Genomic DNA, 25,772 nt, shown 5'->3' on the forward strand with positions numbered 1-25,772 from the left:
CGAGCTATCGGAATGTTCAAGGTGTCTCAGCGCGGCTAGACTGTCGGGCTGCCGACTTCTATCCAACCTGGATGCCTGATGAACTTCCGTACCATTCTGATTCTCGGTGCCTTGAGCGCCTTCGGTCCGCTGGCGATCGACTTCTATTTGCCGGCGTTTCCGTCGATGGCGCTGGCCTTTGGCACTGATGAAAAGCATGTGCAACTGACCTTGGCGGCCTATTTCGCCGGCCTGTCGATCGGTCAATTGCTATACGGCCCGGTGGCCGACCGTTTTGGGCGGCGCCTGCCACTGCTCGTCGGCGTTGGCCTGTTCACCCTGGCCTCGCTGGCCTGTGCCTATGCACCGAATCTGGAGTGGCTGATCGGCGCGCGTTTCGTTCAGGCGCTGGGCGGCTGCGCGGGAATGGTGATTTCCCGGGCGGTGGTCAGCGACAAGTGCGATGCGGTCGGTTCGGCCAAAGTCTTTTCGCAGTTGATGCTGGTGATGGGCCTGGCGCCGATCCTCGCGCCGCTGCTCGGCGGTCTGCTGGTCAACACCACGGGTTGGCAGTCGATCTTCCTCGTGCTGACCGGCTTCAGCGCACTGGCCGGCCTCGCTGTGGCACTGGGTCTGCCGGAAAGTCTGCCGGACTACGTGCCGCGCCAGCCGTTGTCCGGTGCGTTGCGCCAATACGGCCGGTTGTTCGGCGACCGGGTGTTTCTCGGCCACGCGCTGACCGGCGGCATCGCAGTTGCCGGGATGTTTTCCTACATCGCCGGTTCGCCGTTCGTCTTCATCAAACTCTATGGCGTACCGGCCGAGCATTTCGGCTGGCTGTTCGGCACCAACGCAGCGGGGTTCATTCTGGTGGCCCAGGTTAACGCGCGGCTATTGGCCAAGCGTGGTCCGGCCTTCCTGCTGTCGCGGGCGGTGTGGGTGTATCTGTTGGCCGGTGTCTCTTTGCTCGCAGTCAGCTCGATGCACACCGAAGCCTTGTGGCCGCTGTTGATTCCGTTGTTCGTGTGTATTGCCAGCCTCGGCTGCATCCTGCCAAACGCAGCGGCGTGTGCGATGAACGGTCAGGGCGCGCGCGCCGGCAGTGCCTCGGCACTGATGGGTTGCCTGCAGTTCAGCGTGGCTTCCGGCGCGGCTTCGCTGGTGGGCGTTCTGCACGACGGCAGTGCCATACCGATGGCCATGGTCATCAGCCTGTGTGGATTACTGGTGGTGAGTGTCGCGATGTACACCCGGCATTTGCAGAATGCCCGGGCGTTGGCGCAAGCACAGGCCGAAGCCTGATACGTCAGCCGGCGGCGCGTTGCTGTCCGGAGTCGGGAATCTGATGGGGCGCGTGCAGGCGCGCTTCAAGGGTGCGGGTGAAGGCGAGGGCCTCGGCTTCACTGCGAAATGTCACGGCGTGCTGGTCCAGACGAACCTGCCATTGGGACTTTGCCACTTCTTTTATCAGGATCTTCATTGCTGACCTCCCTTGCGTAAAAGATGTATCGCAGAGGCTTCGAGTGTAGACCTGAATACGATCGCATTTGTGACAACGGAGAAGCATCTGACTGACGGCAAAAATCAGCGCCAGCCCTTGAATGGTCTGGCGCTGATTGCGGTCTTCGGATTCTTAGAAACTTTCTAAAACAATTTTCCCCTTGGCTTTGCCACTTTCCAGCAACTCGTGCGCGCGGCGCAGGTTCGCCGCGTTGATCGTGCCGAAATGCTCGCCCACCGTAGTCTTCAACGTCCCCGCATCAATCAGATCGGCCACGCGGTTGAGCAGTTTGTGTTGTTCGATCATGTCCGGGGTTTCGAACAGCGAGCGGGTGTACATGAACTCCCAGTGCAGCGACAGGCTCTTGCGCTTGAGCTTGGTCACGTCCAGCGACTTCGGATCGTCGATCAGCGCCAGTTTGCCTTGCGGTGCCAGCGCCTCGACCAGTTGATCCAGGTGCAGATCAGTCTGGGTCAGGCTGGCGACGTGGGTCACGTGATCGATGCCGGCGCGTTTCAGTTCTTCGCTCAGCGGCTGGCTGTGGTCGATCACCAGGTCGGCGCCCAGCTCCGTCACCCAGTCGCGAGTCTGTGCACGGGATGCGGTGCCGATGACCTTGAGCCCGGTCAACTGGCGGGCCAGTTGGGTGAGGATCGAACCGACGCCGCCAGCGGCGCCGACGATCAGCAGGCTTTGACCTTCATCGGTCTTGCCCTCACGGATCTGCAGGCGTTCGAACAGCAGCTCCCACGCGGTGATCGCGGTCAGCGGCAGCGCAGCAGCTTCGGCGAAGCCGAGGGATTTCGGCATGTGGCCAACAATGCGCTCATCGACCACGTGCAACTCGCTGTTGCCACCGGCACGGGCGATGGAGCCGGCGTAAAACACTTTGTCGCCGGCCTTGAACAGCGTCACTTCACTGCCGACGGCTTTGACCACACCGGCGACGTCCCAGCCCAGCACTTTTGCTGCGCCGTTTTCCGGCGCCACGTTCTGCCGCACCTTGGTGTCGACCGGGTTGACCGAGATGGCTTTGACTTCCACCAGCAGGTCGCGCGGCCCGGCGACCGGGTCCGGCAGTTCGATGTCTTGCAGGGATTTTTCGTCGCTGATCGGCAGGGAGGCGTAATAGGCGATGGCTTTCATGACTTGCTCCGTAACGGTAATAGAAGAAGGGCTCAGGCGATGGCGCCCAGACGTTTCAATTGGAAGTGTTCGATGCACTGGCCGGCGGCGGCCTGGAAGTTCTGAAAATGCGCGCTGGCGTTGTGCGCCTGGAGGATTTCCTCGCTGGCCCAATGTTCGATCACATAAAAAGTCAGCGGATCGGCCAGGTCGCGGTGCAGGTCGTACTGGCTGCAACCCTCCTCGGCGCGGCTCGGTTCAACCAGTGCGCGCAGGGCGTTTTCGAGGGTGTCCTGCTGGCCGGGTTTGGCGATCAGGGTAGCGATGGCGGTGAATGCTTGGGACATGTTTGGCTCCAGTCGCGGGATAAATTCGCTTGAGCAGATCATTGGCTATTTCTCGGCACGATAAAACCGGCTAAAAGAGCAGTCTCTTTCAATATTTTTTTGATAATCGAGGCTGAGAATGCTGCGTTTCGACGATTTGCAGTTGTTCGTTCGCGCCGCGGATCTGGGCAGCCTGTCGGCGGCGGCGCGGGTGATGGACATGTCTGCCGCGGTGGCCAGCGCCGCGCTCAAACGTATCGAACAGCAACTGGGTGTGCGTCTGCTGGCGCGTTCGACCCGCAGCCTGCGCCTGACTGCCGAGGGCGAAGGCTTTCTCGAATATGCCCGGGCCGCGTTGAGTTCGCTGGACGAAGGCCGGCGATTTCTCTCCAGTGCGCAGGATCAGGTCAGCGGCATCCTGCAGTTGTCGGCGCCTTCGGATTTCGGCCGCAACCTGTTGTTGCCATGGCTCGACGAGTTTCAGCGCGAGCATCCGAAACTGACCGTGCGCCTGTTGCTCGGTGATCGCATCGCCGACCTGTTCCGCCAGCCGGTGGACATCGCCTTGCGTTATGGCGAACCGGAGGACTCGAGTCTGGTGGCGCTGCCCATCGCCCCGGACAATCGCCGCGTGCTTTGCGCATCTCCAGCGTACCTGGCGCGCCACGGTGAGCCGCGTCAGCTCGAACAACTGGCGCAGCACAATTGCCTGCTGTACATGCTCGGCAGTCGCGTGCACGACCATTGGAGTTTTCATGACGGCAAACGTGAAGTCGGGCTGACGGTCAGTGGCGATCGCTTCAGCGATGACGCCGACGTCGTGCGGTTGTGGGCGGTGGCGGGGGCAGGAATCGCCTACAAGTCGTGGCTCGATGTCGGCGCGGATGTCCTCGCCGGACGCCTCAAAGTGTTGCTGCCGGAATTGCTCTGCGAGCGTGCTCCGCTGAATCTGTTGTGCGCCCATCGCGCACAATTGAGTAAGCCGGTGAACCTTTTGAGGGAAATGCTCGCCAGCCGATGCGCCGAATTGAGTAGTCAATTTCCCCATTTCCCGAAAGTTGATCATTAGTCGCAGGCAATTAGCGAAATTTCTCTCAGGAACTATCACCATTCGTGTCAGCCACGGCGCAGGAAGCGGCGTGCATCCCGCTTATACTAGCCACCGCCTCAAACCTGCACCGATAACCGGCCAGGACAGAATCCGGCCGGTTTTTGCAGGGCCGGGCGAGCGCTGCACAAACGCTGCGGACACGCCATTGACGGGGGCAGCAGCACTGGCCTGGCGTGCTCCGGTTCATGGCGTTTTACCCGTCTTGGCCGACGACACATTAGTGGTCAAGATGTCTTCGAGCAGTAGACGATACGATTCAACAGGGAGTGAATACATGGAACATGCACCTTGCATCAGCCAGATCGCCACGCTGCTGGCCGACCCCAAGCGCAGTGCGATGATGTGGGCGTTGATGGATGGCTCGGCCCGCCAGACCGAAGAGCTGGCGCTGCTGGCAGGGTTGTCGCCATCCTCGGCCAGTGCGCATCTGGGGCGTTTGTCCGGCGGGGGCCTGTTGAAGGTCGAGGTCCGTGGACGCAAGCGCTTTTTCCGCCTGGCTGCCCCGGAAATCGCAGCGGCCATCGAAGCTCTGGCCAGCGCCACGATCGCCAGCGCACCGCGGGACATTCCTCACGTATTCAAACGCTCGACGCCGAGCGCCAATCCCCAGACCGCGCCGTCTTCGCTGCTACGTGCGCGCTTTTGCGATGACCATTTGGGGGGCACGCTGGCCGCCGATCTGTATCAGCGTCTGCTCGATGCCGGCTGGCTCGAACAGATCGAGCAGCGGGTCGTGGTGACGCTCAAAGGCTCGACACAACTGGCCAACCGCGGGGTGTTCATTCAGGCCCTCGCTCATCGCAAGGCTCAGGTGGCGTGCGCCTGTCCGGACTGGAGCGAACGTCGCCCGCACCTGGGCGGCTCACTCGGCGCGGCAGTGCTGCAACTGTTCATGCAGTCCGGCTGGCTGGCGCTGCCCAAGGATTCCCGCGCCTTGCAGGTGACCCCGGCCGGGCAGCGTGAAATCCACCGTTTCGCCAAGGAAACCGAGCTGGAATTGGCGTAGTAGAGCGTTCGCCGGCCGACACTTCGACGCTGGCGTCGCCTGTGACTGCGAACAGGTCGTATCCAGAAAAAGCGCTGAGACGTAATCCCGCACACTCGATCCGCACACATTGTGGAGGGGGGATGGGACATGGATACGCGAAACTTCAGCGCGGCAGAACGCCTGGAACGGCTACCGCTCAGCGGTTATCACCGGGTCATTTTCATCATCATCGCCCTGGCGTTCTTTTTCGATTCCATGGACCTGGCCATGATGACGTTCCTGCTCGGCTCGATCAAAACCGAGTTTGGCTTGAGCAGTGCGCAAGCGGGCCTGCTCGCCAGTTCGAGTTTTTTCGGCATGGTGCTGGGGGCGTCGCTGTCGGGCATGCTCGCCGACCGCTTCGGGCGCAAACCGGTGTTTCAGTGGAGCATCGTGCTGTGGGGCGTGGCCAGTTACCTGTGTTCGACCGCGCAAACGGTCGAGAGCCTGACGTTGTTCCGCATCCTGCTCGGAATCGGCATGGGCATGGAGTTTCCGATTGCGCAGTCGATGCTTTCGGAGCTGATCCCGGCGCAACGACGCGGGCGTTACATTGCGTTGATGGACGGTTTCTGGCCGTTGGGTTTTGTCGCAGCCGGGGTGCTGTCGTACTTCCTGCTGCCGTTGATTGGCTGGCGCGACATCTTTCTGGTGTTGGCGGTGCCGGCGGTATTCGTGCTGGCGATCCGTTTCTTCATTCCCGAATCACCGCGCTGGCTGGAACAGGCCGGACGCCACGAAGCCTCGGATAAGGTCCTCGGCGCCATCGAGGCGCGCGTGCGCACATCGCTCGGTGTCGCGACGCTGCCGGAGCCGGTGCGCCTGCCAAGGACAGTGACGCCGCCGGGCAACTTCTTCTCGGCGCTCAAGCAGATCTGGTCGCCACAATACCGCCAGCGCACGACGATGATCTGGAGCCTGTGGTTTTTCGCCTTGCTCGGGTTTTACGGGCTGACGTCGTGGCTCAGTGCGTTGTTGCAACAGTCGGGTTTCGCCGTGACCCAGTCGGTGTATTACACCGTGCTGATATCGCTGGGCGGGATTCCCGGGTTTCTGATGGCGGCGTGGCTGGTGGAACGCTGGGGGCGCAAACCGGTGTGCATCGTGACCTTGCTCGGCGGCGGGGTGATGGCGTTTCTCTACGGGCAGAGCGCGGTGTTCGGTGGCAACGTCGCGTTGCTGATCAGCTCCGGGCTACTGATGCAGTTTTTCCTGTTCGGCATGTGGGCGGTGCTCTACACCTATACCCCGGAGTTGTACCCGACCTCGGCGCGCGCCACAGGCTCGGGCTTTGCCTCAGCGATTGGCCGCGTTGGTTCGTTGCTCGGGCCGTTTGTGACCGGGTTGGTGTTCCCGATTACCGGGCAGGGTGGGGTGTTTGCGCTGGGGGCGCTGTGCTTTGCGATTGCGGCGGGGGTGGTGTGGCTGTTCGGGATGGAGACGCGGGGCAGGACGCTGGAGGAGCTGACTGGAACCCAATCCATCGGCTAACACCGATCCAATGTAGGAGTGAGCCTGCTCGCGATAGCGGTCTGTCAGGTAACACATCGGTGTCTGACACCCAGCTATCGCGAGCAGGCTCACTCCTACAGAGGTTTTGCGGTGTTGCTTACGGTTTTACCAGGCGCGCATCCAGGCTGTTCTGCGCCAGGCGCTTGGCCTGATCCTGGGTCATGCCCAAGTGCTCATGCAGCGCATGGAAGTTCTCGGTGACGTAGCCGCCGAAGTACGCCGGGTCATCCGAGTTGACGGTGACCTTCACCCCACGCTCGAGCATGTCGAGGATGTTGTGCTGCGACATGTGATCGAACACGCAGAGCTTGGTGTTCGACAGTGGGCACACGGTCAGCGGGATCTGCTCGTCGATGATCCGCTGCATCAGGCGCTCGTCTTCGATGGCGCGTACGCCATGGTCGATGCGCTGGATTTTCAGCAGGTCGATAGCCTCCCAGATGTACTCCGGCGGACCTTCTTCACCGGCATGGGCGACGGTCAGGAAGCCTTCGTCACGGGCGCGGTCGAACACACGCTGGAACTTGCTTGGCGGGTGACCCATCTCGGAACTGTCGAGGCCGACGGCGACAAACGCATCACGGAACGGCAGCGCCTGATCGAGGGTTTTCTGTGCTTCGTCTTCGCTCAGGTGGCGCAGGAAGCTCAGGATCAAACCGCTGGTGATGCCCAGTTGCTGCTCGCCATCCTTGAGTGCCGCGGCGATGCCGTTGAGCACCACTTCGAACGGGATGCCACGGTCGGTGTGGGTCTGCGGGTCGAAGAACGGTTCGGTGTGAATCACGTTCTGCGCTTTGCAGCGCAGCAGGTAGGCCCAGGTCAGGTCGTAGAAGTCCTGCGAGGTGCGCAGCACATCGGCGCCCTGGTAATACAGGTCGAGGAATTCCTGCAGGTTGTTGAAGGCGTAGGCCTTGCGCAGGGTTTCGACATCGCTCCACGGCAGGGCGATCTTGTTGCGTTCGGCCAGGGCGAACAGCAACTCAGGCTCCAGCGAGCCTTCCAGATGCAGGTGCAGTTCGGCCTTGGGCAGGGCATTGAGCCAATCGTACATATTCTTTTCTCATCAGGTGCAGATGGCGGCCATTCTACAGATGCGCGCCGAAACAATTGGCAAAACCTGACCAAGCGATCCATCACACTGCTTGCGGCTCGCGACGATAGGCGTAGGTATCGGCGAAGCGCGACAGCAGGAATTCGGCGCAGGTGGTGGTCGGATATTTCGCCGGATGCTGTGCGTCCTGGCAACCGGGCAGGCATTCGATACGGGTGTCCGGGTGCGGCTCGGCGAAGAACGGCATCGAATAGCGATCCACCCCCAGCGGACTGATCACCCGGTGCGGCGTCGAGCGATAACGGTCATTGCTCCAGCGCGCCATCATGTCGCCGAGGTTGACCACGAAGGTGCCGTCTATGGGCGGTGCGTCGATCCACTGACCGTTTACGTTTTTCACCTGCAAGCCACCGGCGGCATCCTGATACAACAGCGTGATGCAGCCGTAATCGGTGTGCGCGCCGGCGCCTTGTTGCTCGGCGGAACTGGCCGTGTGACGCGGCGGGTAATGGATCATCCGCAATACGCTGACTGGTTCGTTGAAGCGTATATCGAAGAAGTCGCGCTCGATTCCCAGCGCGATGGTCATTGCCCGCAGTAGAGTTTGCGCGAGCGCCTGCATGTCGAGGTAGTGCTGCTCCATCAGCGCTTTCCAACCGGCGATTGGCGGATGTCGGTTGGGCCCGCGCAAGGGTTTTTCCGCGAGCACGTCGGGATGATTCGCCGGCAAGTGCAAGCCCATGTCGAAGGTTTCTTTGAGGTCGCTGGGTTTGTCCGGGTCGAGCTGTTCGGTGGCGATCGCACCGTAGCCGCGATGGTGGCGGGTCTGGGTGATATCGATCCGAAGTTTTTCTTCTGCCGGTAGCGCAAAAAAGCGCTGGGCGTGGTCGAGCAGCGAGTCGATGCGCTGTGCGGAAATCGGGTGGCCCTTGATGTAGAAAAAGCCCCATTCGCGGCAGGCTTGGTCGATCTTCGCGGCGACGGCGGGCCAGGCGTTTTGGTCGTTGGTGTAAAGCGGTGAGATGTCGATGATCGGAAGACTGTTCATACACAATCCTTGAGAACACTGAAGAATCATTGTAGGAGTGAGCCTGCTCGCGATAGCGGTGTGTCATTCAACATCATCGGTGCCTGACACACCGCTTTCGCGAGCAAGCCCGCTCCCACAGGGGAAGGGTGGTGGGGCCGGGATTACTTCGGCATCTCGGCCTTCATCCCTTCCACGTAATAGTTCATCGACGCCAGCTCCGCATTGCTCGCGCTCACTCCGGCCGGGATTTTCTCGACCCCGGCCTGATCCTTGATCGGCCCGGTGAACGGTTGCAGCGTACCGCTCTTGATGTCGGCGATGATCTGTTCGGCCTCGGCTTTCACCGGCGCCGGTACCAGGTCGCTGATCGGCAGTTCAACCGTGCCTTCCTTCAACCCGCCCCAGTAATCCTGGGATTTCCAGCTGTGGTCGATCACGCTTTGCGTGGCTTGAATGTAGTGCGGCGCCCAGTCGTTGACGATCGAGGTCAGCACCGCTTTCGGGCCGAAGTGCGCCATGTCCGAGGCGTAACCCACGGCGTACACGCCACGCCGTTCGGCGGCCTGGATCGGCGCCGGGCTGTCGGTGTGCTGGAACACCACGTCCACACCCTGATCGATCAGCGCGTTGGCGGCATCGGCTTCCTTGCCCGGGTCGAACCACGAGTTGACCCACACCACCTTGATCTCGGTGCCAGGGTTGTACTTGTTCAGCGCCAGCTGGATGGCATTGATGTCGCGGATCACTTCCGGAATCGGGAACGAAGCGACGTAGCCGATCTTCTTGCTCTTGGTCATCTTCGCCGCGAGGAAGCCGCCGACATAACGACCCTCGTAGGTGCGCGCCAGATAGGTGCCGAGGTTCTTGTCCTGCTTGTAGCCGGTGGCGTGTTCGAAGGTCACCTTGGGAAACTGTTTGGCGACTTTCAGCGTCGGGTTCATGTAGCCGAAGGAGGTGGTGAAGATCAGGTCGTAGTTGTCCTTGGCCATGTTGCGGATCACCCGCTCGGCGTCGGCGCCCTCGGCCACGTTCTCGACATAATTGGTGGTGATCTGCGCACCGAATTTCTCCGCCAGCGCCTTGCGCCCCTGCTCATGCTGATACGTCCAGCCGTGGTCGCCGATCGGGCCGATGTAGACGAAACCGACCTTCAGCGGATCGGCAGCGCTGGCGCTCAGGCTGATCCCCAGGCCGATGGCGGCGCACAGCAGTTTGTGCAGCGGACGTATTTGCATGAATTGGAGCTCCATTTTGTTGTGTGTGGACAGGGGCAATGCAAATTGCTGACCAACAGGACAACAAACAATCCGAAACCGAGGCGCGGCCTTCGCGAGCAAGCCCGCTCCCACAGGGGAATGCATTCCAAATGTGGGAGCGGGCTTGCCCGCGAAGAGGCCGGCAGGAACGATAAAAGTGCATGGCTGAAACCAGCTGCCATCGGCTGGTGCGCTAAGGTGTAACGAAACGTTAGCGCCACGCCGCAGTCAGTAGCTCATTCGAACCTCTCGGCAAAAAGGCCCGCCATGCTCACGATCTTCAAGCAAGAAAGCTTTCTATTGCTGGCAGTGATTGCCGCGTGCATCGCCTATCCGCTGGAACACTGGATGCTGCACAGCGGGCAGATCGTCGCGCTGATTTCTGGCCTGGTGCTGATCGCCTTCATCGTCGCCGCGTCGATGCGCGTCGCCCATCATGCCGAACTGCTCGCGGAAAAAGTCGGCGACCCCTACGGCACGATGATCCTGACCCTCGCGGCGGTGCTGGTGGAAGTAGTGATCCTGGCGATCATGATGAGCAACGAGGCGTCCGCCACACTGGTGCGTGACACGATTTATTCGGCGGTGATGCTCGACATCAACGGCATCCTCGGCCTCGCCGCGTTGATGGGCGGGCTCAAGCACGGCGAGCAGTCGTACAACGATGATTCGGCCCGCAGCTACAGCGTGATGATCCTCACCGCGATGGGCGTGTCGATGGTGGTGCCGGAGTTTATTCCGGCGGCCAACTGGAAGATTTATTCAGCGTTCACCATCGGTGCGATGGTGGTGCTTTATGCGTTGTTCCTGCGCATGCAGGTCGGCCCGCACAGCTACTTTTTCAGCTACAGCTACCCGGACAAGCGCCGCAAGAAAGCACCGGTGGAGGATGAGCCGAAACCGCTGAGCCTGGCGTGGTCGATCGGCATTCTGGTGTTCGGGGTGGTGGTGATCGGCGCACTGGCCGAAGTGATGTCCAAGACCCTCGATCTGGGCCTGGAAGGCACGGGCGCACCGCCAGTGATCACGGCGATTCTGGTGGCGGCGATTTCCGCGGCGCCGGAGATTCTGACGGCGTTGCGTGCCGCGTTGGCCAACCGCATGCAATCGGTGGTGAACATTGCGATGGGCGCGTCACTGTCGACGGTGATCCTCACCGTGCCGGTGATGGAAGCGATGGCGCTCTACACCGGCCAGCCGTTTCAGATGGCGATGACCCCGGTGCAGACGGTGATGATCTTCATCACGCTGATCGTCAGTGCGATCAACCTGAATGACGGCGAGACCAATGCGATCGAGGGCATGACGCACTTTGTGCTGTTTGCGACGTTCATCATGCTCTCCCTGCTGGGCCTTTAAGGACATACACAAATCCAAATGTGGGAGCGGGCTTGCTCGAGAAGGCGGTGTGTTAGGCAGGCTAAATCTGAATGACACACCGCCTTCGCGAGCAAGCCCGCTCCCACAGGGTTTAGTGTTGGGATCAGGTCCCGGCGATCAACTGGCGAGCCGCCTGGCTGTGATCAGCGATCAGGCCCTTCAGATCCAGCCCTTCAACCTGGCCATCAACGACGCGCCACTTGCCGCCAATCATCACTCGATCCGCACGATCGGCACCGCACAACAGCAGCGCCGAAATCGGATCATGGCTACCGGAGAAGCGCAGCTCATCCAGCTTGAACAACGCCAGATCCGCCTGCTTGCCCACCGCCAGCTCACCAATGTCGGTACGGCCCAACAGGCTCGCCGAGCCCTTGGTCGCCCAGCCGAGCACGCGCTCCGGGGTGATCTTCTCGGCGCCGTAACGCAGACGCTGGATGTACAGCGCCTGCCGCGCTTCGAGGATCATGTTCGACGCGTCGTTTGAGGCCGAGCCGTCCACGCCCAGACCGAACAGCGCACCGGCATCGGTCAGATCGATGCTCGGGCAGATGCCGGAGGCCAGACGCATGTTCGAACTCGGGCAATGGCAGATACCGGTGCCGGCCTGACCGAGGCGAGCGATTTCGTCCGGGTTGAAGTGGATGCCGTGGGCCAGCCAGGTGCGCGGGCCGAGCCAGCCGACGCTGTCGAGGTAATCGACGGTGCGCAGACCGAAGCGCTGCAGGCAGAAATCCTCTTCGTCGAGGGTTTCGGCCAGATGGGTGTGCAGGCGCACGTCGAGTCTGTTCGCCAGTTCGGCGCTGGCCGACATGATTTCCGGGGTCACCGAAAACGGCGAGCACGGTGCCAGGGCGATCTGGATTTGCGCGCCGTCGCCGCGTTCGTGGTACTCGTGAATCAGGCGCTGACTGTCGTCGAGAATCACCTGGCCTTCCTGCACCGTCTGTTGCGGCGGCAGACCGCCGTCCTTCTCGCCGAGGCTCATCGAACCGCGAGTGAGCATGGCGCGCATGCCCAGTTCCCGCACGGTGTCGACTTGCACGTCGATGGCGTTTTCCAGACCGTCCGGGAACAGGTAATGGTGGTCGGCGGCGGTGGTGCAACCCGACAGCAGCAATTCAGCCAAAGCCACTTTCGTCGCGAGGGCGAGTTTTTCCGGGGTCAGCCGCGCCCACACCGGGTACAGGGTTTTCAGCCACGGGAACAACGGCTGATTGACCACCGGCGCCCAGGCGCGAGTCAGGGTTTGATAGAAATGGTGATGGGTGTTGATCAGGCCCGGCAGGATCACATGCTCGCGGGCATCGAACACTTCATTGCACGGCGCTGACGGTTGCTGACCGGCAGCGAGCACTTCGACGATCACGCCGTCTTGCAGCACCAGACCTCCACGGGCATCGAGCGCGTTGGCCGTGAAAATGGCAAGGGGATTTTTTAACCAGGTACGGGTCGCAGGCATTGTGGCCGGCTCCTCTGAAAGTTGGGTTCAGGGTTGCCAGCTCAGTGTTGCCCTGTCTGCTGATCCAGGGTCGCCGCGAAGGACGAGGTGCGGAGTTTCAAACAAATCGCCGGATCGGGCAAGCCCAACCCGACAAGCCAACACATCACCCCTGTAGGAGCTGCCGCAGGCTGCGATCTTTTGATCTTGTTTTTTACAATCAAAAGATCGCAGCCTGCGGCAGCTCCTACAGGTGGTTTTCAGTACTTACCAGGGAATGGTTTCACCCTTGTAGTTGATGAAGTGATGGCCGCCCTTGCCGGTATACGCATTCACCTGATCAATCAGCCCGCGAGTGCTGGTCTCCACATCCAGGTCAGCCCCTTCGCCGCCCATGTCCGTCTTCACCCAGCCCGGATGCAGCGACAGCACGGTGAGCTTCTGTTCGCCCAACTGGGTGACGAAACTGTTGGTCATCGAATTCAGCGCTGCCTTGCTCGCCTTGTACAGCGCCAGCTCCGGCGCGTCCGGTACGGTGACGCTGCCCAGGCCGGAACTCATGAACGCCAGCACGCCGCTGCCGTCGCGGATCTGTCCGACGAAGCGCTGCGCGAGGTTGATCGGCGCCACGGCGTTGGTGAAAAACAGCTGGCCAACTTCGGCCAGTGTCGCGCCGCCCGGGGTTTGCACCTCCGGACCTTTGACCCCGGCGTTGACGAACAGCAGGTCGAAGGTCTCGCCCTTGAGCTGTTGGCTCAGGGCGATCACTGCTTGCTGGTCGTCCATGTCGAGTTTCTCGATCCGCACGTTACCCAGCGCTTGCAGCGCCTCTGCCTTTTGCGGATTGCGCACGGTGGCGGTCACTTGCCAGCCGTCAGCCAGCAGGGTTTTCACCAGCCCGAGGCCCAAGCCACGGGAGGCGCCGATGATCAGTGCGTTTTTTGCCTGGGACATGACGGGATTCCTTGAAAGTTACGGTTCATGGATTCAATGGACACGCCTGACCGAGCCGTTGTTGCAACTCTCGTCGCAACACATCGAGTTCGCTCATGCGGGTTTCGATCAATTGCAGTTTGTCGCGTAGCAGTTGCGCCACGGCGTTTTCCGGGTCGGGCGCGTTCCACAACGCGGCGACGCTGTTGCCGATTTCGCCGAGGGTAAAACCCAGGCGCTGCGCGGTTTTGATGTAGAGCACCAGTTGCAGCATTTCCGGCGGGTAGTCGCGGTAACCGTTGGCACTGCGTTGCGCCGCGATCAGCCCGCGCTGCTCGTAGAAGCGCAAGGTATCGCGGCTGACGGCACTGGCCTGGGCTAATTCACCGATGCGCATTCGGGCTCTCAAAAAGAGGTCTTGACCCTGGAGCATACTCCAGGCTTTACCGTGGTTGCTCCTCAAATTTTGGAGCAAGGACGATGTGGACTTCGACCCAGTACCGGAATGTGGTGCGCGGCAGCGCCTGGTATGACCTGATCGTCACGGCCGCGTTTGCCACGCCGTGGAGTTTTGCTGCGTTGCATGGGGCGTTGACGGCGTTGAGCCAGGCGCTGGATTTGCCCGGTGAACTGCCGGCGTTCGCACCGGCGCATATGTTGATGGCGAATCTGTTGGGTTCGGTGGTGTGCGTGTGGGCGGTGCTGCGGATTCGTGATCCGCAGGCGCTTTATGGGCGCTATGACGCGGTGGCGCGGTTGCTGTTTGCGGCTTGGCAGGGGTATGCCCTGGCCCATGGCGCGAGTTCGTTGCTGGTGGTTTTTTTGGCTTTTGAACTGGCGTGGGGCGTGGCTCAGGTGTTGCCCGTTCGGACGCCTTCGCGGGCAAGCCCGCTCCCACAGGGTTAGTGTCGTTCGCGAAATGTGTGATCGCCGCAGAACCTGTGGGAGCGGGCTTGCTCGCGAAGAGGCCCTTGCAAACAACCATTAATGCCCAGTCTGCCAAGGCTGCCCTAGCGAAACCGGCGCATACAACCGAGTCCGCACCGCATCCCGCGACAACAGCACCAACACCACAATCGTCGCCACATACGGCAGCATCGCCAGCAGACTCGACGGAATCGCCAGGCCCAACCCCTGCGCCACCAGGTGCAGGATGCTGGCGAGGCCGAACAGGTACGCCCCGAGCAACAAGCGCCACACCCGCCAACTGGCAAACACCACCAGCGCCAGCGCAATCCAGCCGCGCCCGGCGGTCATGTTTTCCGCCCACATCGGCGTGTACGCCAGCGACAGATACGCCCCCGCCAACCCGGCCATCGCTCCGCCAAACAGTACCGCCAGTGTGCGTACGGTCAGCACCGGCAAGCCCATGGCACTGGCCGCATCCGGGTTCTCGCCAACGGCCTGAATGATCAAGCCGACACGACTCTTGATGATCACCCACGCCACCAGCGCAAACAGCGCGAACGACAGATACACCAGCAAATCCTGGGCAAACAGCATCCGGCCGATCAGCGGAATTTCGCTCAAGTACGGAATCGCCAACGGCTCGAATCCGGCCAGCGGCTTGCCGACCCACGCCGCGCCGACAAAGGTCGACAGGCCCACACCGAAGATTGTCAGCGCCAGACCGGTCGCCACCTGATTGGCGTTGAACACCAGCGCCACCAGGGCAAACAGCGAAGACAAGAGCATCCCCGCGAGCATCGCCAGCAACACGCCGAGCCACAGGTTGCCGCTGTTGAGGGCGACGATAAAACCGATCACCGCGCCAAACAGCATCATTCCTTCCTGCCCGAGGTTGAGCACGCCGCTCTTCTCGCAGATCAACTCACCCAGCGCCACCAACAACAGCGGCGTGCCGCAGCGCACCATGGCGTAGAAAATATTGCTCAGCAGATCGATATCCATCACAGCGCTCCGGCGGTTACGGCGGTGGTCGACGCGCGCCGTGCCCAGCGCAGTTTCAGGCGTGGCCGATAGAGAATCAGCACGTCGCAGGCCAGCAGGAAAAACAGCATCATTCCCTGGAATAGTTGGGTGATCGCTTGCGGCAGATTCAGTGTCATCTGCGCGCTCTCGCCGCCGATGTACAGCAGCGCCATCAGCAGGCTCGAGAACAGAATGCCAATCGGATTCAGCCGGCCGAGAAACGCTACGGTGATCGCCGCATAGCCGTACCCCGGCGAGACTTGCGGCACCAATTGCCCGATCGGCCCGGTGACTTCGCAGACCCCGGCCAGCCCGGCCAAACCACCGCTGATCAACAGCGCGAGCCAGATCAGACGTTTCTCGCGAAAACCGACAAACCCCGCCGCACGCTTGTCCAGACCGAGCACCTTGATCTGGAAACCGACAAAGCTTTTCTGCAACAACACCCACACCGCAACCAGCGCGAGCAGGGCGAAATACACCCCGGCATGCACCCGGCCATCCTCCATCAGCAGCGGCAGGCGACTGGCGTCGCCGAACATCGCCGACTCGGGAAAGTTGTAGCCGGCCGGATCCTTCAGCGGCCCGTGCACGCAGAACAGCAACAGGTTCAGCGCAATGTAATTGAGCATGATGCTGGTGAGTATTTCGTTGGCGTTGAAGCGCGTGCGCAGCCATGCCGTCAGCCCGGCCCAAGCGGCGCCGGCGACAGTGCCGGTGAGCAGGATCAGCACCAGTGCCCAGCGGCTTTGCAGGTCGATGATGTTCACCGCCAAGGCGCTGCCGGCGAGTGCGCCGAGGAGCAACTGACCTTCGGCGCCGATGTTCCAGATCCGCGCTTGATAAGCCACCGCCAGACCGAGTGCGCAGAGCAGAATCGGCAGCGCCTTGACCAGCAGTTCGGAGACGCCATACAGATCGCTGACCGGTGCGATCAACAGCGTGTGCAAAGTTTGCAGCGGGTCATGCCCCAGGGCGATGAACAGCAGCGAGCCGCAGCCGAGGGTCAGCAGTGCCGCCAGCAACGGCGAGCACCACAGCATCAGGCGCGATTGTTGGCCACGGGGTTCGAGGGAAAGCAGCATGTTGGGAAAACTCCGTCAGGCCGTGGCCGATGAATGCGCGTGGTTGATGTGCCCGGCCATCCAGCCGCCGACATCGCTCAGCAGGGTGTCGGTGGTGTTCTGCAGCGGCGACAGACGCCCCGCGCACAGGGCGCCGAGGCGGTCGCTGATCTGGAACAGTTCGTCGAGGTCTTCGGAAATCACCAGGATCGCCGCGCCGGCATCGCGCAGGGCAATCAGTGCGCGGTGAATGGTCGCCGCTGCGCCGACGTCCACGCCCCAGGTCGGGTGCGCGGCGATCAGCAGTTTCGGTTGCTGAAGGATTTCCCGGCCAAGAATGAATTTCTGCAGATTGCCGCCGGACAGGCTGCGTGCGGCTGCGTGCGTGCCCGCGGTTTTCACCCCGAAACGCTGAATGATCTGCTGGGCAAGGGCTTCGACTTTGCCGCGCTCGATCAAACCGTTGCGCACCAGTCCCTGTTGAAAGGCCGTGAGCAAGGCGTTGTCGGCAAGGCTCAGTTCCGGCACCGCGCCGTGGCCCAGGCGTTCTGCCGGAACAAATGCCAGACCGAGTTGGCGCCGCGCATCCGGGCGCAAATCGGCGACCGCTTGCCCGGCGAAACAAATGGTTGTCGCGCTGTCGCGGGGCAGGGTTTGTTCACCGCTGAGCAGTGCCAGCAACTCATCCTGGCCATTGCCCGCGACCCCGGCGATACCGACGATTTCGCCGCTGCGCACTTGCAGGTTGATGTCGCTCAACGAGCAGCCGAAGGGATCGGGGTTGTGCCAGCGCAAACCGTTGACCTGTAGAAAGTCCGCGCCGCCGCTGACCTTCGGGTATTCGCCGATCAACGCCGCCGCTGCGCCGACCATCATCTGCGCCAACTGCTGATCCGAGCATTCGGCCGGCACACAATGCCCGGCGACCCGCCCGCCGCGTAGAACCGTGGCGCTATGGCACAGGGCGCGCACTTCAGCGAGCTTGTGGCTGATGAATAGAATGCTGCAGCCCTCGGCGGCGAGGCGGCGCAGGGTGATGAACAGTTCGTCGGCCTCTTGCGGCGTCAGCACCGACGTCGGCTCGTCGAGGATCAGCAGGCGAATGTCCTGCATCAGGCAACGAATGATCTCCACCCGTTGCCGCTCGCCAATCGACAGGCTGTGGACAAGTCGCTCCGGCTCCAGCGCCATGCCGTAGCGGCGCGACACTTGGCGAATCTTCGGCTCAAGCTGTTTCGGCGTGCCGGCCTTGGCGCCCATGGCCAGAGCGATGTTCTGCGCGACGCTGAGGGTTTCGAACAGCGAGAAATGCTGGAACACCATGCCGATCCCCAACTGTCGGGCCTGCGCCGGGTTGCGGATATTTACGCGCTGCCCCTGCCAGAGCATCTCTCCCGCATCGGCCTGGGTGACGCCGTAAATGATCTTCATCAAGGTACTTTTGCCCGCGCCGTTCTCACCGAGCAGCGCGTGGATTTCCCCGGGCGCGATGCACAGGTCGATGGCGTCATTGGCCAGGCAACCGGGGTAGCGTTTGCTGATCTGGCGCAGTTGCAGGCGCGGCGTTGAATCTGGGCTTGGCATGACAGGCTCGACTGGCTTGGAGTTGTGCCTGTGGATAAAGCAATTTCCTGGCCATTGAGTCAGGAACCTTCGCATCCCTTGAGTGCGAACGGCTGGATTAGGGCCTCGGCGGAAAGTCGGTGAATTCTTCGGCACCAATTGGGAGCAAAGGTGTTGATCAGGCTCCAGTTTTGCTCGCGGATATTTGGTTAAAAAACGAGCAAACTGTCGGGAGCTATGCAGAACCTGCGACTGCGCGAGTCATGAACGGGTTATCCACAGGTTGCTCCACAGTATTTGTGCGCAATCAGAAAACCTTGGCATAAGCGCGGGAGTGCTATCTCCCAATGGCGATAAACAGCTCTAACTGATTGTTTTTACGCGTAATTAAACTTTCTTCATGTGAATTGCGCGAAAAGTGAACAAATCCCGCAAAGCCACGTGACAGAAGGGTTACAGCGGAATGTACTCAGGTTATCCACAGTCGGGTGCACAGCAGATGTGGGCAAGTTATTGGAATAAAGGAATCCGTCGATGCCCTAAAAGATCGCAGCCTTCGGCAGCTCCTACAGGGAGAACACATTCCCAATGTAGGAGCTGCGGCACGCTGCGATCTTTTGCCCTTCTAACGCTGCAGCACAATCCGCCCACGGCTCAAATCCGCCAACTGCGTTTGCAGCAACCCGATCTGCGCCTCGCCCAGCGCCAACTGCAACTCCACGCCATTGGCGGTGAAGTTTTCTTCGACGATTAACCCACCCAGATCCGCCACCCGCAGCTTCACCAATGTCAATTCGGCAAAGCCGCAGGCGCAACTGAGCGGCACACGGCTGATCAACTCGACTTTCGCCGCCGCTTGCAGGCACTTGTTCGCGCCGCCGCCATAGGCCCGGGCCAACCCGCCAGTGCCCAGTTGGATGCCGCCATACCAGCGGATCACCAGCACTGCGACCTGATCGCAATCCTGCGCTTCGATGGCCGCCAGAATCGGTCGTCCGGCGGTACCGCCGGGTTCGCCATCGTCGTTGCTGCGGTATTGCGCACCGAGCTTCCACGCCCAGCAGTTATGCGAGGCGTTCAAGTCGCTGTGTTGTTCGAAGAACGCCTGCGCGTCGGCGGGGCTGCCGATCGGCGCCGCGAAGGTGATGAAGCGGCTCTTGCGAATCTCTTCGCGGTACTCGCAAAAACCGCTGAGGGTGAAAGGCATAAACGTCTTAAATAGTCGGGGTGAGGCCGCAGCCTTTGAGAATGATGCGGATCAGGTTGTTGCCGGCGTCTTCCATGTCCTGCCTGGTCAGCTTGCTGCGACCGCTGACGCGACAGATCTGCGTGGCGAAGTCGGCGTAATGCTGGGTGCTGCCCCACAGCAGGAAAATCAGGTGCACCGGATCCACCGGGTCCATCTTGCCCGCATCGATCCACGCCTGGAACACGGCCGCGCGGCCCTGGAACCAGGCGCGGTAATCCTGGTTGAAATACTCGGTCAGGCATTCGCCGCCACTGATCACTTCCATCGCGAAGATCCGCGAGGCTTGCGGTTGGCGGCGGGAGAATTCCATCTTGGCGCGAATGTAGCGGGTCAGCGCTTCGGCCGGATCGTCCTCGGCCGTCAGGGTGTTGAAGGTGCTGTCCCACAGTTCGATGATGTTGCTCAGCACCGCCACGTACAACCCCAACTTGTTGGTGAAGTAGTAATGCAGGTTCGCCTTGGGCAACCCGGCATTCTGCGCAATGGTGTTCATGCTGGTGCCTTTGAAACCGTGACGGGCGAACTCGTCTTCGGCGGCTTTGAGGATGGTCTCTTCGTTCTTCTGACGAATGCGGCTGGCGGGTTTGCCGCCATGAGCGGGGACTTCAAAGGTCATAGGCACTTCCGGTTTGTCTGTGGGTGCAACCAGTTGCGTTGATAACGCACCCACAGGCATCCGACAAGTCCTGATGCGATAAAACCGTTACGCCTGTTCGATCTTGTTCAGCGGCGCGGCGGATTCGACGCTGGTGGTTTTCGCCTCCGGCAGCAACAGACACAGTAGGATCGCGGTCAGGCCACCGCTGGTGATCGCCGAATCGAACAGGTTTTGCACCAGTTTCGGCAACAGGTGCAGCAGGTTCGGTTGCGCGGCAATGCCCAGGCCGACGCCGAGTGAGGTGGCAATGATCAGCATGCTGCGTCGGTCCAGCGGCGACTGCGCGAGAATCCGCACCCCGGCCGCCGCCACGCTGCCGAACATCACCAGGGTGGCGCCGCCGAGCACCGGTTTCGGGATCTGCTGCAGCACCGCGCCGATCATGGGGAACAGGCCAAGACAAAACAGAATCGCGCCGATGTACAGCCCGACATAGCGGCTGACGACGCCGGTCAACTGGATCACGCCGTTGTTCTGCGCAAACGTGGTGTTGGGGAAGGCGCTGAAAGTGGCGGCGATCATGCAGCTCACGCCGTCACCGAGCACGCCGCCGCGCAGTCGGCTTATATAAGAGGGGCCGCTGATCGGCTGGCGGGCGAGCATGCAGTTGGCCGTGAGGTCGCCGACGGTTTCGATGGTGCTGATCAGATAAATCAGCGCGACCGGCAGGAAAGCCGTCCAGTCGAAGCTGAAACCGAACTTGAACGGTGTGGGAAGACTGACCAAGGGCAAGTCAGGCAACGCCTGCGGAACCAGTTTGCCACTGAACCACGCGGCCAGACTGCCGAGCAGCAATCCGATGATGATTGCCGACAGCCGCACCCACGGCGTGTTCGAGCGATTGAGCAGGATGATCGTCAGCAACACGAACACACCCAGCGCCAGATTGCCCGGCGCGCCGAAGTCCGGCGCATTGAAACCACCGCCCATATCGGTGATGCCGACTTTGATCAGACTGATGCCGATCAGGGTGATGACAATCCCGGTCACCAGTGGCGTGACGACCCGGCGCAACTGACCGATGAAACGGCTGAGGACGATCTGCACCACGGCACCGAAAAAACACACGCCGAAGATCATCGCCAGAATGTCTTCCGGGCTGCCGCCACGCTGCTTGACCAGAAACCCGGCCGACAGCACCGCGCCGAGAAAGGCAAAACTGGTGCCCTGCAAGCAGATCATCCCGGCGCCGATGCCGAACGGCCGCCGCGCCTGAATAAAGGTGCCGACCCCGGACACCATCAGCGCCATGCTGATCAGGTACGGCAGATGCGCGGTCAGGCCGAGGGCCGAGCCGATCACCAACGGCGGGGTGATGATGCCGACGAAACTGGCGAGCACGTGTTGTAGGGCGGCGAGGATCGCGGCAGGTGGTTTGGGACGATCGTCGAGGCCGTAGATCAGGTCGCTGGACGTTTCAGAATCTGGCTGCATGGGTGAGGGCTTCTTGTTCAGGGATCGAGTTCAGCCTTCACTGCAAAAACCTGTCCAATTGCTCAGCTTTCAGGGGTTGCGATCGCCAAATGTAGGAGCTGCCGAAGGCTGCGATCTTTTGATCTTGCTTTCAACGCGTCGCAGCGAGGCTTTCGAGAAAGCTCTCCAGCACCAAATGAGGGCGCCGCCCCTTGCGCGTGACCGATGCCAGACTCAGGTCGTAGAACCGCGTCGTCGATTTCAGCGCACGCAAGCGCCCCTGCTGCACCCACAGACTGGCGTAGTGATCCGGCAGATAACCGATATAACGCCCGGTCAAAATCAAAAACGCCATGCCTTCACGGTCAGACGCACTGGCGGTGCAATTAAGCGCCTGGTAATGCGCCTGAATCTCCGCCGGCAAACGAAACGTCGGCGCAATTGCGTCTTGACTATTAAGACGTTCGTCATCCAGTTGCTTGTCATCGACATAGAACAGCGGGTGGCCGACCGCGCAATAAAGCAGCGAGCGCTCGCTGTACAACGGCTGATATTCCAGCCCCGACAGTGCGCTGGCCTGCGGCACCACGCCGACATGCAGGCGACCGTCGAGTACGCCTTGTTCGACTTCATTGGGCGCGATCATGCGGATCTGGATCTGCACGTCCGGCCCGCGCTCCTTCAATTGGGCGAGGGCATGGGTGATGCGCATGTGGGGCAGGGTGACGAGGTTGTCGGTCAGGCCGATGATCAGTTCGCCGCGCAGGTGCTGGTGCAGGCCGTTGACCTCGGTGCGGAAACTTTCCAGCGCACTTAATAGTTGCAGCGCCGATTGGTAAACCTCGCGGCCCTCTTCGGTCAGCGAAAACCCGGCGCGGCCACGCTGGCACAAGCGCAGGCCAAGGCGCTGTTCGAGATCGCTCATTTGCTGGCTGATTGCCGAGCGACCGATGCCGAGCACGGTTTCCGCCGCCGAGAAGCCGCCGCATTCCACCACGCTACGAAAAATTCGCAGCAGACGTATATCAAAGTCACTGACCTGGGCCAGCGGATCGGGGCGGCGACTGCTCATGCTGTTGTTCTCATTGTTTAGCAGGCTTCTAACTGAAGGTTAGAAAAGTTGGATTTCACCGACTTTATCCGCGTGGCAATTTAGCTGCAACAACGCTTTTTATCTCCCTGATGCTTATGCCCTGCGAGGTTTTGCCCGATGAACATGCCTGAAAACGCGCCGTCGCCACTGGCCAGCCAACTGAAGCTGGACGCGCACTGGATGCCGTACACCGCCAACCGCAACTTCCAGCGCGATCCGCGTCTGATCGTCGGTGCCGAGGGCAGTTGGCTGTTCGATGACAAGGGCCGCAAGATCTACGATTCGCTGTCCGGTCTGTGGACCTGCGGCGCCGGGCACACCCGCAAGGAAATCCAGGAAGCGGTTTCCAAGCAACTGGGCACCCTCGATTACTCGCCAGGCTTCCAGTACGGCCATCCGTTGTCGTTCCAGTTGGCCGAGAAAATCACTGACCTGACTCCGGGCAACCTGAACCATGTGTTCTTCACCGACTCCGGCTCCGAGTGTGCCGACACTGCGGTGAAAATGGTCCGTGCCTACTGGCGCCTGAAAGGTCAGTCGACCAAGACCAAAATGATCGGCCGTGCCCGTGGCTATCACGGCGTGAACATCGCCGGCACCAGCCTTGGCGGCGTCAACGGCAACCGCAAGCTGTTCGGTCAGGCGATGATGGACGTCGATCACCTGCCGCACACGCTGCTGGCCAGCAACGCGTTCTCCCGTGGCATGCCGGAGCAGGGCGGTATCGCCCTCGCCGATGAACTGCTGAAGTTGATCGAACTGCACGACGCGTCGAACATCGCGGCGGTTTTCGTTGAGCCGATGGCCGGTTCCGCTGGTGTGCTGGTCCCGCCTCAGGGTTACCTGAAGCGTCTGCGTGAGATCTGTGATCAGCACAACATCCTGCTGGTATTCGACGAAGTGATTACCGGCTTCGGCCGCACCGGTTCGATGTTCGGCGCCGAGAGCTTTGGCGTGACCCCGGATCTGATGTGCATCGCCAAGCAAGTCACCAACGGTGCGATTCCGATGGGCGCGGTGATTGCCAGCTCCGAGATCTACCAGACCTTCATGAATCAGCCGACTCCGGAATACGCGGTGGAATTCCCCCACGGCTACACCTACTCGGCCCACCCGGTGGCGTGCGCCGCTGGCCTGGCGGCACTCGACCTGCTGCAAAAGGAAAACCTGGTGCAGAGCGTGGCCGAGGTTGCCCCGCATTTCGAAAACGCGCTGCACGGCCTGAAAGGTTCGAAAAACGTCATCGACATCCGTAACTACGGCCTGGCCGGTGCCATCCAGATCGCGGCCCGTGACGGCGACGCCATCGTGCGTCCATTCGAAGCCGGCATGGCCCTGTGGAAAGCCGGGTTCTATGTGCGCTTCGGCGGCGACACCCTGCAGTTCGGCCCAACCTTCAACAGCAAGCCGCAAGACCTCGATCGTCTGTTCGACGCGGTTGGCGAAGTGCTGAACAAGCTCGACTGATTTTTCCCTCTATATATACCTGCGAATAACAGGCGCCCCATGCGGGCGTCTGTACACAAGAATTCAGGAGTTTTCGATGAGCGTTATCCCGCATTTGATCAATGGCGAACTGGTGACCGAGAACGGTCGCGCGGTTGATGTGTTCAACCCGTCCACCGGTCAGGCGATCCACAAGCTCCCGCTGGCCACCCGCGAAACCATTCAACACGCGATCGACGCTGCCAAGGCTGCGTTCCCGGCATGGCGCAACACCCCTCCGGCCAAACGTGCTCAAGTGATGTTCCGTTTCAAGCAACTGCTGGAGCAGAACGAAGCACGCATCTCGCAATTGATCAGCGAAGAACACGGCAAGACCCTCGAAGACGCTGCCGGTGAACTGAAGCGCGGTATCGAGAACGTCGAGTTCGCCTGCGCTGCCCCGGAAATTCTCAAGGGCGAGTACAGCCGCAACGTCGGCCCGAACATCGATGCCTGGTCGGACTTCCAGCCACTGGGCGTGGTTGCCGGTATCACGCCGTTCAACTTCCCGGCGATGGTGCCACTGTGGATGTACCCGCTGGCGATCGTCTGCGGTAACTGTTTCATTCTGAAACCGTCCGAGCGTGACCCAAGCTCGACGCTGTTGATCGCTCAATTGCTGATCGAAGCCGGTCTGCCGAAAGGCGTGCTGAGCGTGGTGCATGGCGACAAGACTGCAGTGGACGCGCTGATCGAAGCGCCGGAAGTCAAAGCATTGAGCTTCGTCGGCTCGACGCCGATTGCCGAGTACATCTACGCCGAAGGCACCAAGCGCGGCAAACGCGTTCAGGCACTGGGCGGGGCGAAGAACCATGCGGTACTGATGCCGGATGCGGATCTGGACAACGCGGTCAGCGCGCTGATGGGCGCAGCGTATGGTTCTTGCGGTGAGCGCTGCATGGCGATTTCGGTCGCGGTGTGTGTCGGTGATCAGGTGGCGGATGCGCTGGTGGCGAAACTGGTCCCTCAGATCAAGGCGCTGAAAATCGGTGCCGGCACTTCGTGCGGTCTGGACATGGGCCCACTGGTAACCGGTCAAGCGCGGGACAAGGTCAGCGGTTATGTCGATGACGGCGTGGCAGCGGGCGCAACCCTGGTGGTCGATGGTCGTGGCTTGAGCATTCCGGGTCATGAAGAGGGCTTCTTCCTCGGCGGCTGCCTGTTCGACAACGTCACCCCTGAAATGCGCATCTATAAGGAAGAGATCTTCGGGCCGGTGTTGTGCGTGGTCCGGGTCAACAGCCTGGAAGAAGCGATGAAGCTGATCAACGATCACGAATACGGCAACGGCACCTGCATCTTTACCCGTGACGGTGAAGCAGCGCGTCTGTTCTGCGACGAGATCGAAGTCGGCATGGTCGGCGTTAACGTACCGCTGCCGGTACCGGTTGCCTACCACAGCTTCGGCGGCTGGAAGCGTTCGCTGTTCGGCGACTTGCATGCCTATGGCCCGGATGGTGTGCGCTTTTACACGCGTCGCAAGGCCATCACTCAGCGCTGGCCGCAACGTGCGAGCCATGAAGCTTCGCAATTCGCGTTCCCTAGCTTGTAAGTAGCAGGGCATGACGAAGGCCGACCTCTAGAGGTCGGCCTTCGTGTTTTCGGGGCTTTTTGACCGATATGACAGAAATGTGAAAAAAGCT

Annotated in this window: 24 protein-coding genes; 8 read left to right on the forward strand and 16 right to left on the reverse strand. The window is 61.1% G+C overall.

What is annotated here, in order from left to right; all coding sequences use genetic code 11:
- Positions 1-78: 78 nt before the first annotated feature.
- A complete protein-coding gene (locus tag ACVHNU_RS28450; protein ID WP_003221359.1) occupies positions 79-1,281 on the forward strand; it encodes a multidrug effflux MFS transporter in 1,203 nt (400 codons plus the stop codon).
- A gap of 4 nt (positions 1,282-1,285) precedes the next feature.
- On the opposite strand, the gene ACVHNU_RS28455 is transcribed toward ACVHNU_RS28450, so the two are convergent.
- The 3 genes from ACVHNU_RS28455 to ACVHNU_RS28465 form a co-directional block, all read right to left on the reverse strand.
- Complete coding sequence (locus tag ACVHNU_RS28455; protein ID WP_003221361.1) at positions 1,286-1,459, reverse strand: hypothetical protein; 174 nt, start codon at positions 1,457-1,459, stop codon at positions 1,286-1,288.
- A 153-nt stretch (positions 1,460-1,612) separates the two neighbouring features.
- Complete coding sequence (locus ACVHNU_RS28460) at positions 1,613-2,626, reverse strand: zinc-binding alcohol dehydrogenase family protein (RefSeq protein ID WP_473018735.1); 1,014 nt, start codon at positions 2,624-2,626, stop codon at positions 1,613-1,615.
- A gap of 32 nt (positions 2,627-2,658) precedes the next feature.
- A complete protein-coding gene (locus tag ACVHNU_RS28465) occupies positions 2,659-2,952 on the reverse strand; it encodes a putative quinol monooxygenase (RefSeq protein ID WP_473018736.1) in 294 nt (97 codons plus the stop codon).
- A gap of 118 nt (positions 2,953-3,070) precedes the next feature.
- Between ACVHNU_RS28465 and ACVHNU_RS28470 the strand changes: the two genes are divergently transcribed.
- The 3 genes from ACVHNU_RS28470 (at position 3,071) to ACVHNU_RS28480 (ending at position 6,560) form a co-directional block, all read left to right on the forward strand.
- Positions 3,071-4,000 carry a LysR family transcriptional regulator gene (locus tag ACVHNU_RS28470; RefSeq protein ID WP_007962958.1) on the forward strand — a complete coding sequence of 310 codons (930 nt, stop codon included), beginning with the start codon at positions 3,071-3,073 and terminating at the stop codon, positions 3,998-4,000.
- Positions 4,001-4,316: 316 nt separating this feature from the next.
- Entirely contained in the window at positions 4,317-5,048 is a 732-nt protein-coding gene (locus ACVHNU_RS28475) for an ArsR/SmtB family transcription factor (RefSeq protein ID WP_003221367.1), read from the forward strand.
- 129 nt (positions 5,049-5,177) lie between these two features.
- A complete protein-coding gene (locus ACVHNU_RS28480; RefSeq protein ID WP_473018737.1) occupies positions 5,178-6,560 on the forward strand; it encodes an MFS transporter in 1,383 nt (460 codons plus the stop codon).
- Between the two features lie 118 nt (positions 6,561-6,678).
- On the opposite strand, the gene ACVHNU_RS28485 is transcribed toward ACVHNU_RS28480, so the two are convergent.
- The 3 genes from ACVHNU_RS28485 to ACVHNU_RS28495 form a co-directional block, all read right to left on the reverse strand.
- Complete coding sequence (locus ACVHNU_RS28485) at positions 6,679-7,632, reverse strand: adenosine deaminase (RefSeq protein WP_103484564.1); 954 nt, start codon at positions 7,630-7,632, stop codon at positions 6,679-6,681.
- 82 nt (positions 7,633-7,714) lie between these two features.
- On the reverse strand, positions 7,715-8,680 hold the full coding sequence (locus ACVHNU_RS28490) for a 2-oxoglutarate and iron-dependent oxygenase domain-containing protein (protein ID WP_473018738.1): 966 nt from the start codon (positions 8,678-8,680) through the stop codon (positions 7,715-7,717).
- A 143-nt stretch (positions 8,681-8,823) separates the two neighbouring features.
- Positions 8,824-9,897, reverse strand: coding sequence for a BMP family ABC transporter substrate-binding protein (locus ACVHNU_RS28495; protein ID WP_003221374.1), 1,074 nt, complete (start codon positions 9,895-9,897; stop codon positions 8,824-8,826).
- Positions 9,898-10,185: 288 nt separating this feature from the next.
- Between ACVHNU_RS28495 and ACVHNU_RS28500 the strand changes: the two genes are divergently transcribed.
- Positions 10,186-11,277: a calcium:cation antiporter gene (locus ACVHNU_RS28500; protein ID WP_473018739.1), complete on the forward strand. Its 1,092-nt coding sequence runs from the start codon at positions 10,186-10,188 to the stop codon at positions 11,275-11,277.
- A gap of 124 nt (positions 11,278-11,401) precedes the next feature.
- On the opposite strand, the gene ACVHNU_RS28505 is transcribed toward ACVHNU_RS28500, so the two are convergent.
- The 3 genes from ACVHNU_RS28505 to ACVHNU_RS28515 form a co-directional block, all read right to left on the reverse strand.
- Entirely contained in the window at positions 11,402-12,760 is a 1,359-nt protein-coding gene (locus tag ACVHNU_RS28505; protein ID WP_226499969.1) for an 8-oxoguanine deaminase, read from the reverse strand.
- A 246-nt stretch (positions 12,761-13,006) separates the two neighbouring features.
- The gene (locus ACVHNU_RS28510; RefSeq protein ID WP_003221379.1) at positions 13,007-13,693 is read right to left on the reverse strand and encodes an SDR family oxidoreductase; all 687 of its coding nucleotides are present in this window, start codon (positions 13,691-13,693) and stop codon (positions 13,007-13,009) included.
- 25 nt (positions 13,694-13,718) lie between these two features.
- Complete coding sequence (locus tag ACVHNU_RS28515; protein ID WP_103484559.1) at positions 13,719-14,069, reverse strand: MerR family transcriptional regulator; 351 nt, start codon at positions 14,067-14,069, stop codon at positions 13,719-13,721.
- A gap of 83 nt (positions 14,070-14,152) precedes the next feature.
- Here ACVHNU_RS28515 and ACVHNU_RS28520 point away from each other — a divergent pair, with 83 nt between their 5' ends.
- Entirely contained in the window at positions 14,153-14,578 is a 426-nt protein-coding gene (locus ACVHNU_RS28520) for a hypothetical protein (RefSeq protein ID WP_201135872.1), read from the forward strand.
- 78 nt (positions 14,579-14,656) lie between these two features.
- Here the strand turns inward: ACVHNU_RS28520 and ACVHNU_RS28525 are convergent, their stop codons facing one another.
- From ACVHNU_RS28525 to ACVHNU_RS28555, 7 genes are all read right to left on the reverse strand, one after another.
- Positions 14,657-15,583 carry an ABC transporter permease gene (locus tag ACVHNU_RS28525; RefSeq protein ID WP_473018740.1) on the reverse strand — a complete coding sequence of 309 codons (927 nt, stop codon included), beginning with the start codon at positions 15,581-15,583 and terminating at the stop codon, positions 14,657-14,659.
- The gene (locus tag ACVHNU_RS28530) at positions 15,583-16,689 is read right to left on the reverse strand and encodes an ABC transporter permease (RefSeq protein ID WP_103521878.1); all 1,107 of its coding nucleotides are present in this window, start codon (positions 16,687-16,689) and stop codon (positions 15,583-15,585) included. The genes ACVHNU_RS28525 and ACVHNU_RS28530 overlap by 1 nt, the downstream gene beginning before the upstream one ends.
- A 15-nt stretch (positions 16,690-16,704) precedes the next feature.
- Positions 16,705-18,252, reverse strand: a complete 1,548-nt coding sequence (locus tag ACVHNU_RS28535) for an ABC transporter ATP-binding protein (RefSeq protein WP_473018741.1) — start codon at positions 18,250-18,252, stop codon at positions 16,705-16,707.
- A 604-nt stretch (positions 18,253-18,856) separates the two neighbouring features.
- Entirely contained in the window at positions 18,857-19,438 is a 582-nt protein-coding gene (locus ACVHNU_RS28540; RefSeq protein ID WP_473018742.1) for an IMPACT family protein, read from the reverse strand.
- A 7-nt stretch (positions 19,439-19,445) separates the two neighbouring features.
- Positions 19,446-20,096 carry a TetR/AcrR family transcriptional regulator gene (locus ACVHNU_RS28545; RefSeq protein WP_201135868.1) on the reverse strand — a complete coding sequence of 217 codons (651 nt, stop codon included), beginning with the start codon at positions 20,094-20,096 and terminating at the stop codon, positions 19,446-19,448.
- 87 nt (positions 20,097-20,183) lie between these two features.
- Positions 20,184-21,572, reverse strand: coding sequence for a uracil-xanthine permease family protein (locus ACVHNU_RS28550; protein WP_473018743.1), 1,389 nt, complete (start codon positions 21,570-21,572; stop codon positions 20,184-20,186).
- 130 nt (positions 21,573-21,702) lie between these two features.
- A complete protein-coding gene (locus ACVHNU_RS28555; protein ID WP_007968115.1) occupies positions 21,703-22,623 on the reverse strand; it encodes a LysR family transcriptional regulator in 921 nt (306 codons plus the stop codon).
- Between the two features lie 138 nt (positions 22,624-22,761).
- Here ACVHNU_RS28555 and aptA point away from each other — a divergent pair, with 138 nt between their 5' ends.
- Together aptA and ACVHNU_RS28565 are read left to right on the forward strand one after the other, a co-directional pair.
- Positions 22,762-24,111 (forward strand): omega-aminotransferase AptA, encoded by a 1,350-nt coding sequence (gene aptA / locus ACVHNU_RS28560; RefSeq protein WP_003221395.1) that lies wholly within the window; start codon positions 22,762-22,764, stop codon positions 24,109-24,111.
- 76 nt (positions 24,112-24,187) lie between these two features.
- Positions 24,188-25,681, forward strand: coding sequence for a CoA-acylating methylmalonate-semialdehyde dehydrogenase (locus tag ACVHNU_RS28565; RefSeq protein WP_003221397.1), 1,494 nt, complete (start codon positions 24,188-24,190; stop codon positions 25,679-25,681).
- The last annotated feature ends 91 nt before the right edge of the window (positions 25,682-25,772 follow it).

This window comes from Pseudomonas sp. Ors-4-3C, from assembly GCF_055755035.1.

Coding starts and splice junctions, on each gene's coding strand:
- ACVHNU_RS28450 (WP_003221359.1), top strand. CDS start 79: ATGAACTTCCGTACCATTCTGATTCTCGGTGCCTTGAGCGCCTTCGGT.
- ACVHNU_RS28455 (WP_003221361.1), bottom strand. CDS start 1,459: ATGAAGATCCTGATAAAAGAAGTGGCAAAGTCCCAATGGCAGGTTCGT.
- ACVHNU_RS28460 (WP_473018735.1), bottom strand. CDS start 2,626: ATGAAAGCCATCGCCTATTACGCCTCCCTGCCGATCAGCGACGAAAAA.
- ACVHNU_RS28465 (WP_473018736.1), bottom strand. CDS start 2,952: ATGTCCCAAGCATTCACCGCCATCGCTACCCTGATCGCCAAACCCGGC.
- ACVHNU_RS28470 (WP_007962958.1), top strand. CDS start 3,071: ATGCTGCGTTTCGACGATTTGCAGTTGTTCGTTCGCGCCGCGGATCTG.
- ACVHNU_RS28475 (WP_003221367.1), top strand. CDS start 4,317: ATGGAACATGCACCTTGCATCAGCCAGATCGCCACGCTGCTGGCCGAC.
- ACVHNU_RS28480 (WP_473018737.1), top strand. CDS start 5,178: ATGGATACGCGAAACTTCAGCGCGGCAGAACGCCTGGAACGGCTACCG.
- ACVHNU_RS28485 (WP_103484564.1), bottom strand. CDS start 7,632: ATGTACGATTGGCTCAATGCCCTGCCCAAGGCCGAACTGCACCTGCAT.
- ACVHNU_RS28490 (WP_473018738.1), bottom strand. CDS start 8,680: ATGAACAGTCTTCCGATCATCGACATCTCACCGCTTTACACCAACGAC.
- ACVHNU_RS28495 (WP_003221374.1), bottom strand. CDS start 9,897: ATGCAAATACGTCCGCTGCACAAACTGCTGTGCGCCGCCATCGGCCTG.
- ACVHNU_RS28500 (WP_473018739.1), top strand. CDS start 10,186: ATGCTCACGATCTTCAAGCAAGAAAGCTTTCTATTGCTGGCAGTGATT.
- ACVHNU_RS28505 (WP_226499969.1), bottom strand. CDS start 12,760: ATGCCTGCGACCCGTACCTGGTTAAAAAATCCCCTTGCCATTTTCACG.
- ACVHNU_RS28510 (WP_003221379.1), bottom strand. CDS start 13,693: ATGTCCCAGGCAAAAAACGCACTGATCATCGGCGCCTCCCGTGGCTTG.
- ACVHNU_RS28515 (WP_103484559.1), bottom strand. CDS start 14,069: ATGCGCATCGGTGAATTAGCCCAGGCCAGTGCCGTCAGCCGCGATACC.
- ACVHNU_RS28520 (WP_201135872.1), top strand. CDS start 14,153: ATGTGGACTTCGACCCAGTACCGGAATGTGGTGCGCGGCAGCGCCTGG.
- ACVHNU_RS28525 (WP_473018740.1), bottom strand. CDS start 15,583: ATGGATATCGATCTGCTGAGCAATATTTTCTACGCCATGGTGCGCTGC.
- ACVHNU_RS28530 (WP_103521878.1), bottom strand. CDS start 16,689: ATGCTGCTTTCCCTCGAACCCCGTGGCCAACAATCGCGCCTGATGCTG.
- ACVHNU_RS28535 (WP_473018741.1), bottom strand. CDS start 18,252: ATGCCAAGCCCAGATTCAACGCCGCGCCTGCAACTGCGCCAGATCAGC.
- ACVHNU_RS28540 (WP_473018742.1), bottom strand. CDS start 19,438: ATGCCTTTCACCCTCAGCGGTTTTTGCGAGTACCGCGAAGAGATTCGC.
- ACVHNU_RS28545 (WP_201135868.1), bottom strand. CDS start 20,096: ATGACCTTTGAAGTCCCCGCTCATGGCGGCAAACCCGCCAGCCGCATT.
- ACVHNU_RS28550 (WP_473018743.1), bottom strand. CDS start 21,572: ATGCAGCCAGATTCTGAAACGTCCAGCGACCTGATCTACGGCCTCGAC.
- ACVHNU_RS28555 (WP_007968115.1), bottom strand. CDS start 22,623: ATGAGCAGTCGCCGCCCCGATCCGCTGGCCCAGGTCAGTGACTTTGAT.
- aptA (WP_003221395.1), top strand. CDS start 22,762: ATGAACATGCCTGAAAACGCGCCGTCGCCACTGGCCAGCCAACTGAAG.
- ACVHNU_RS28565 (WP_003221397.1), top strand. CDS start 24,188: ATGAGCGTTATCCCGCATTTGATCAATGGCGAACTGGTGACCGAGAAC.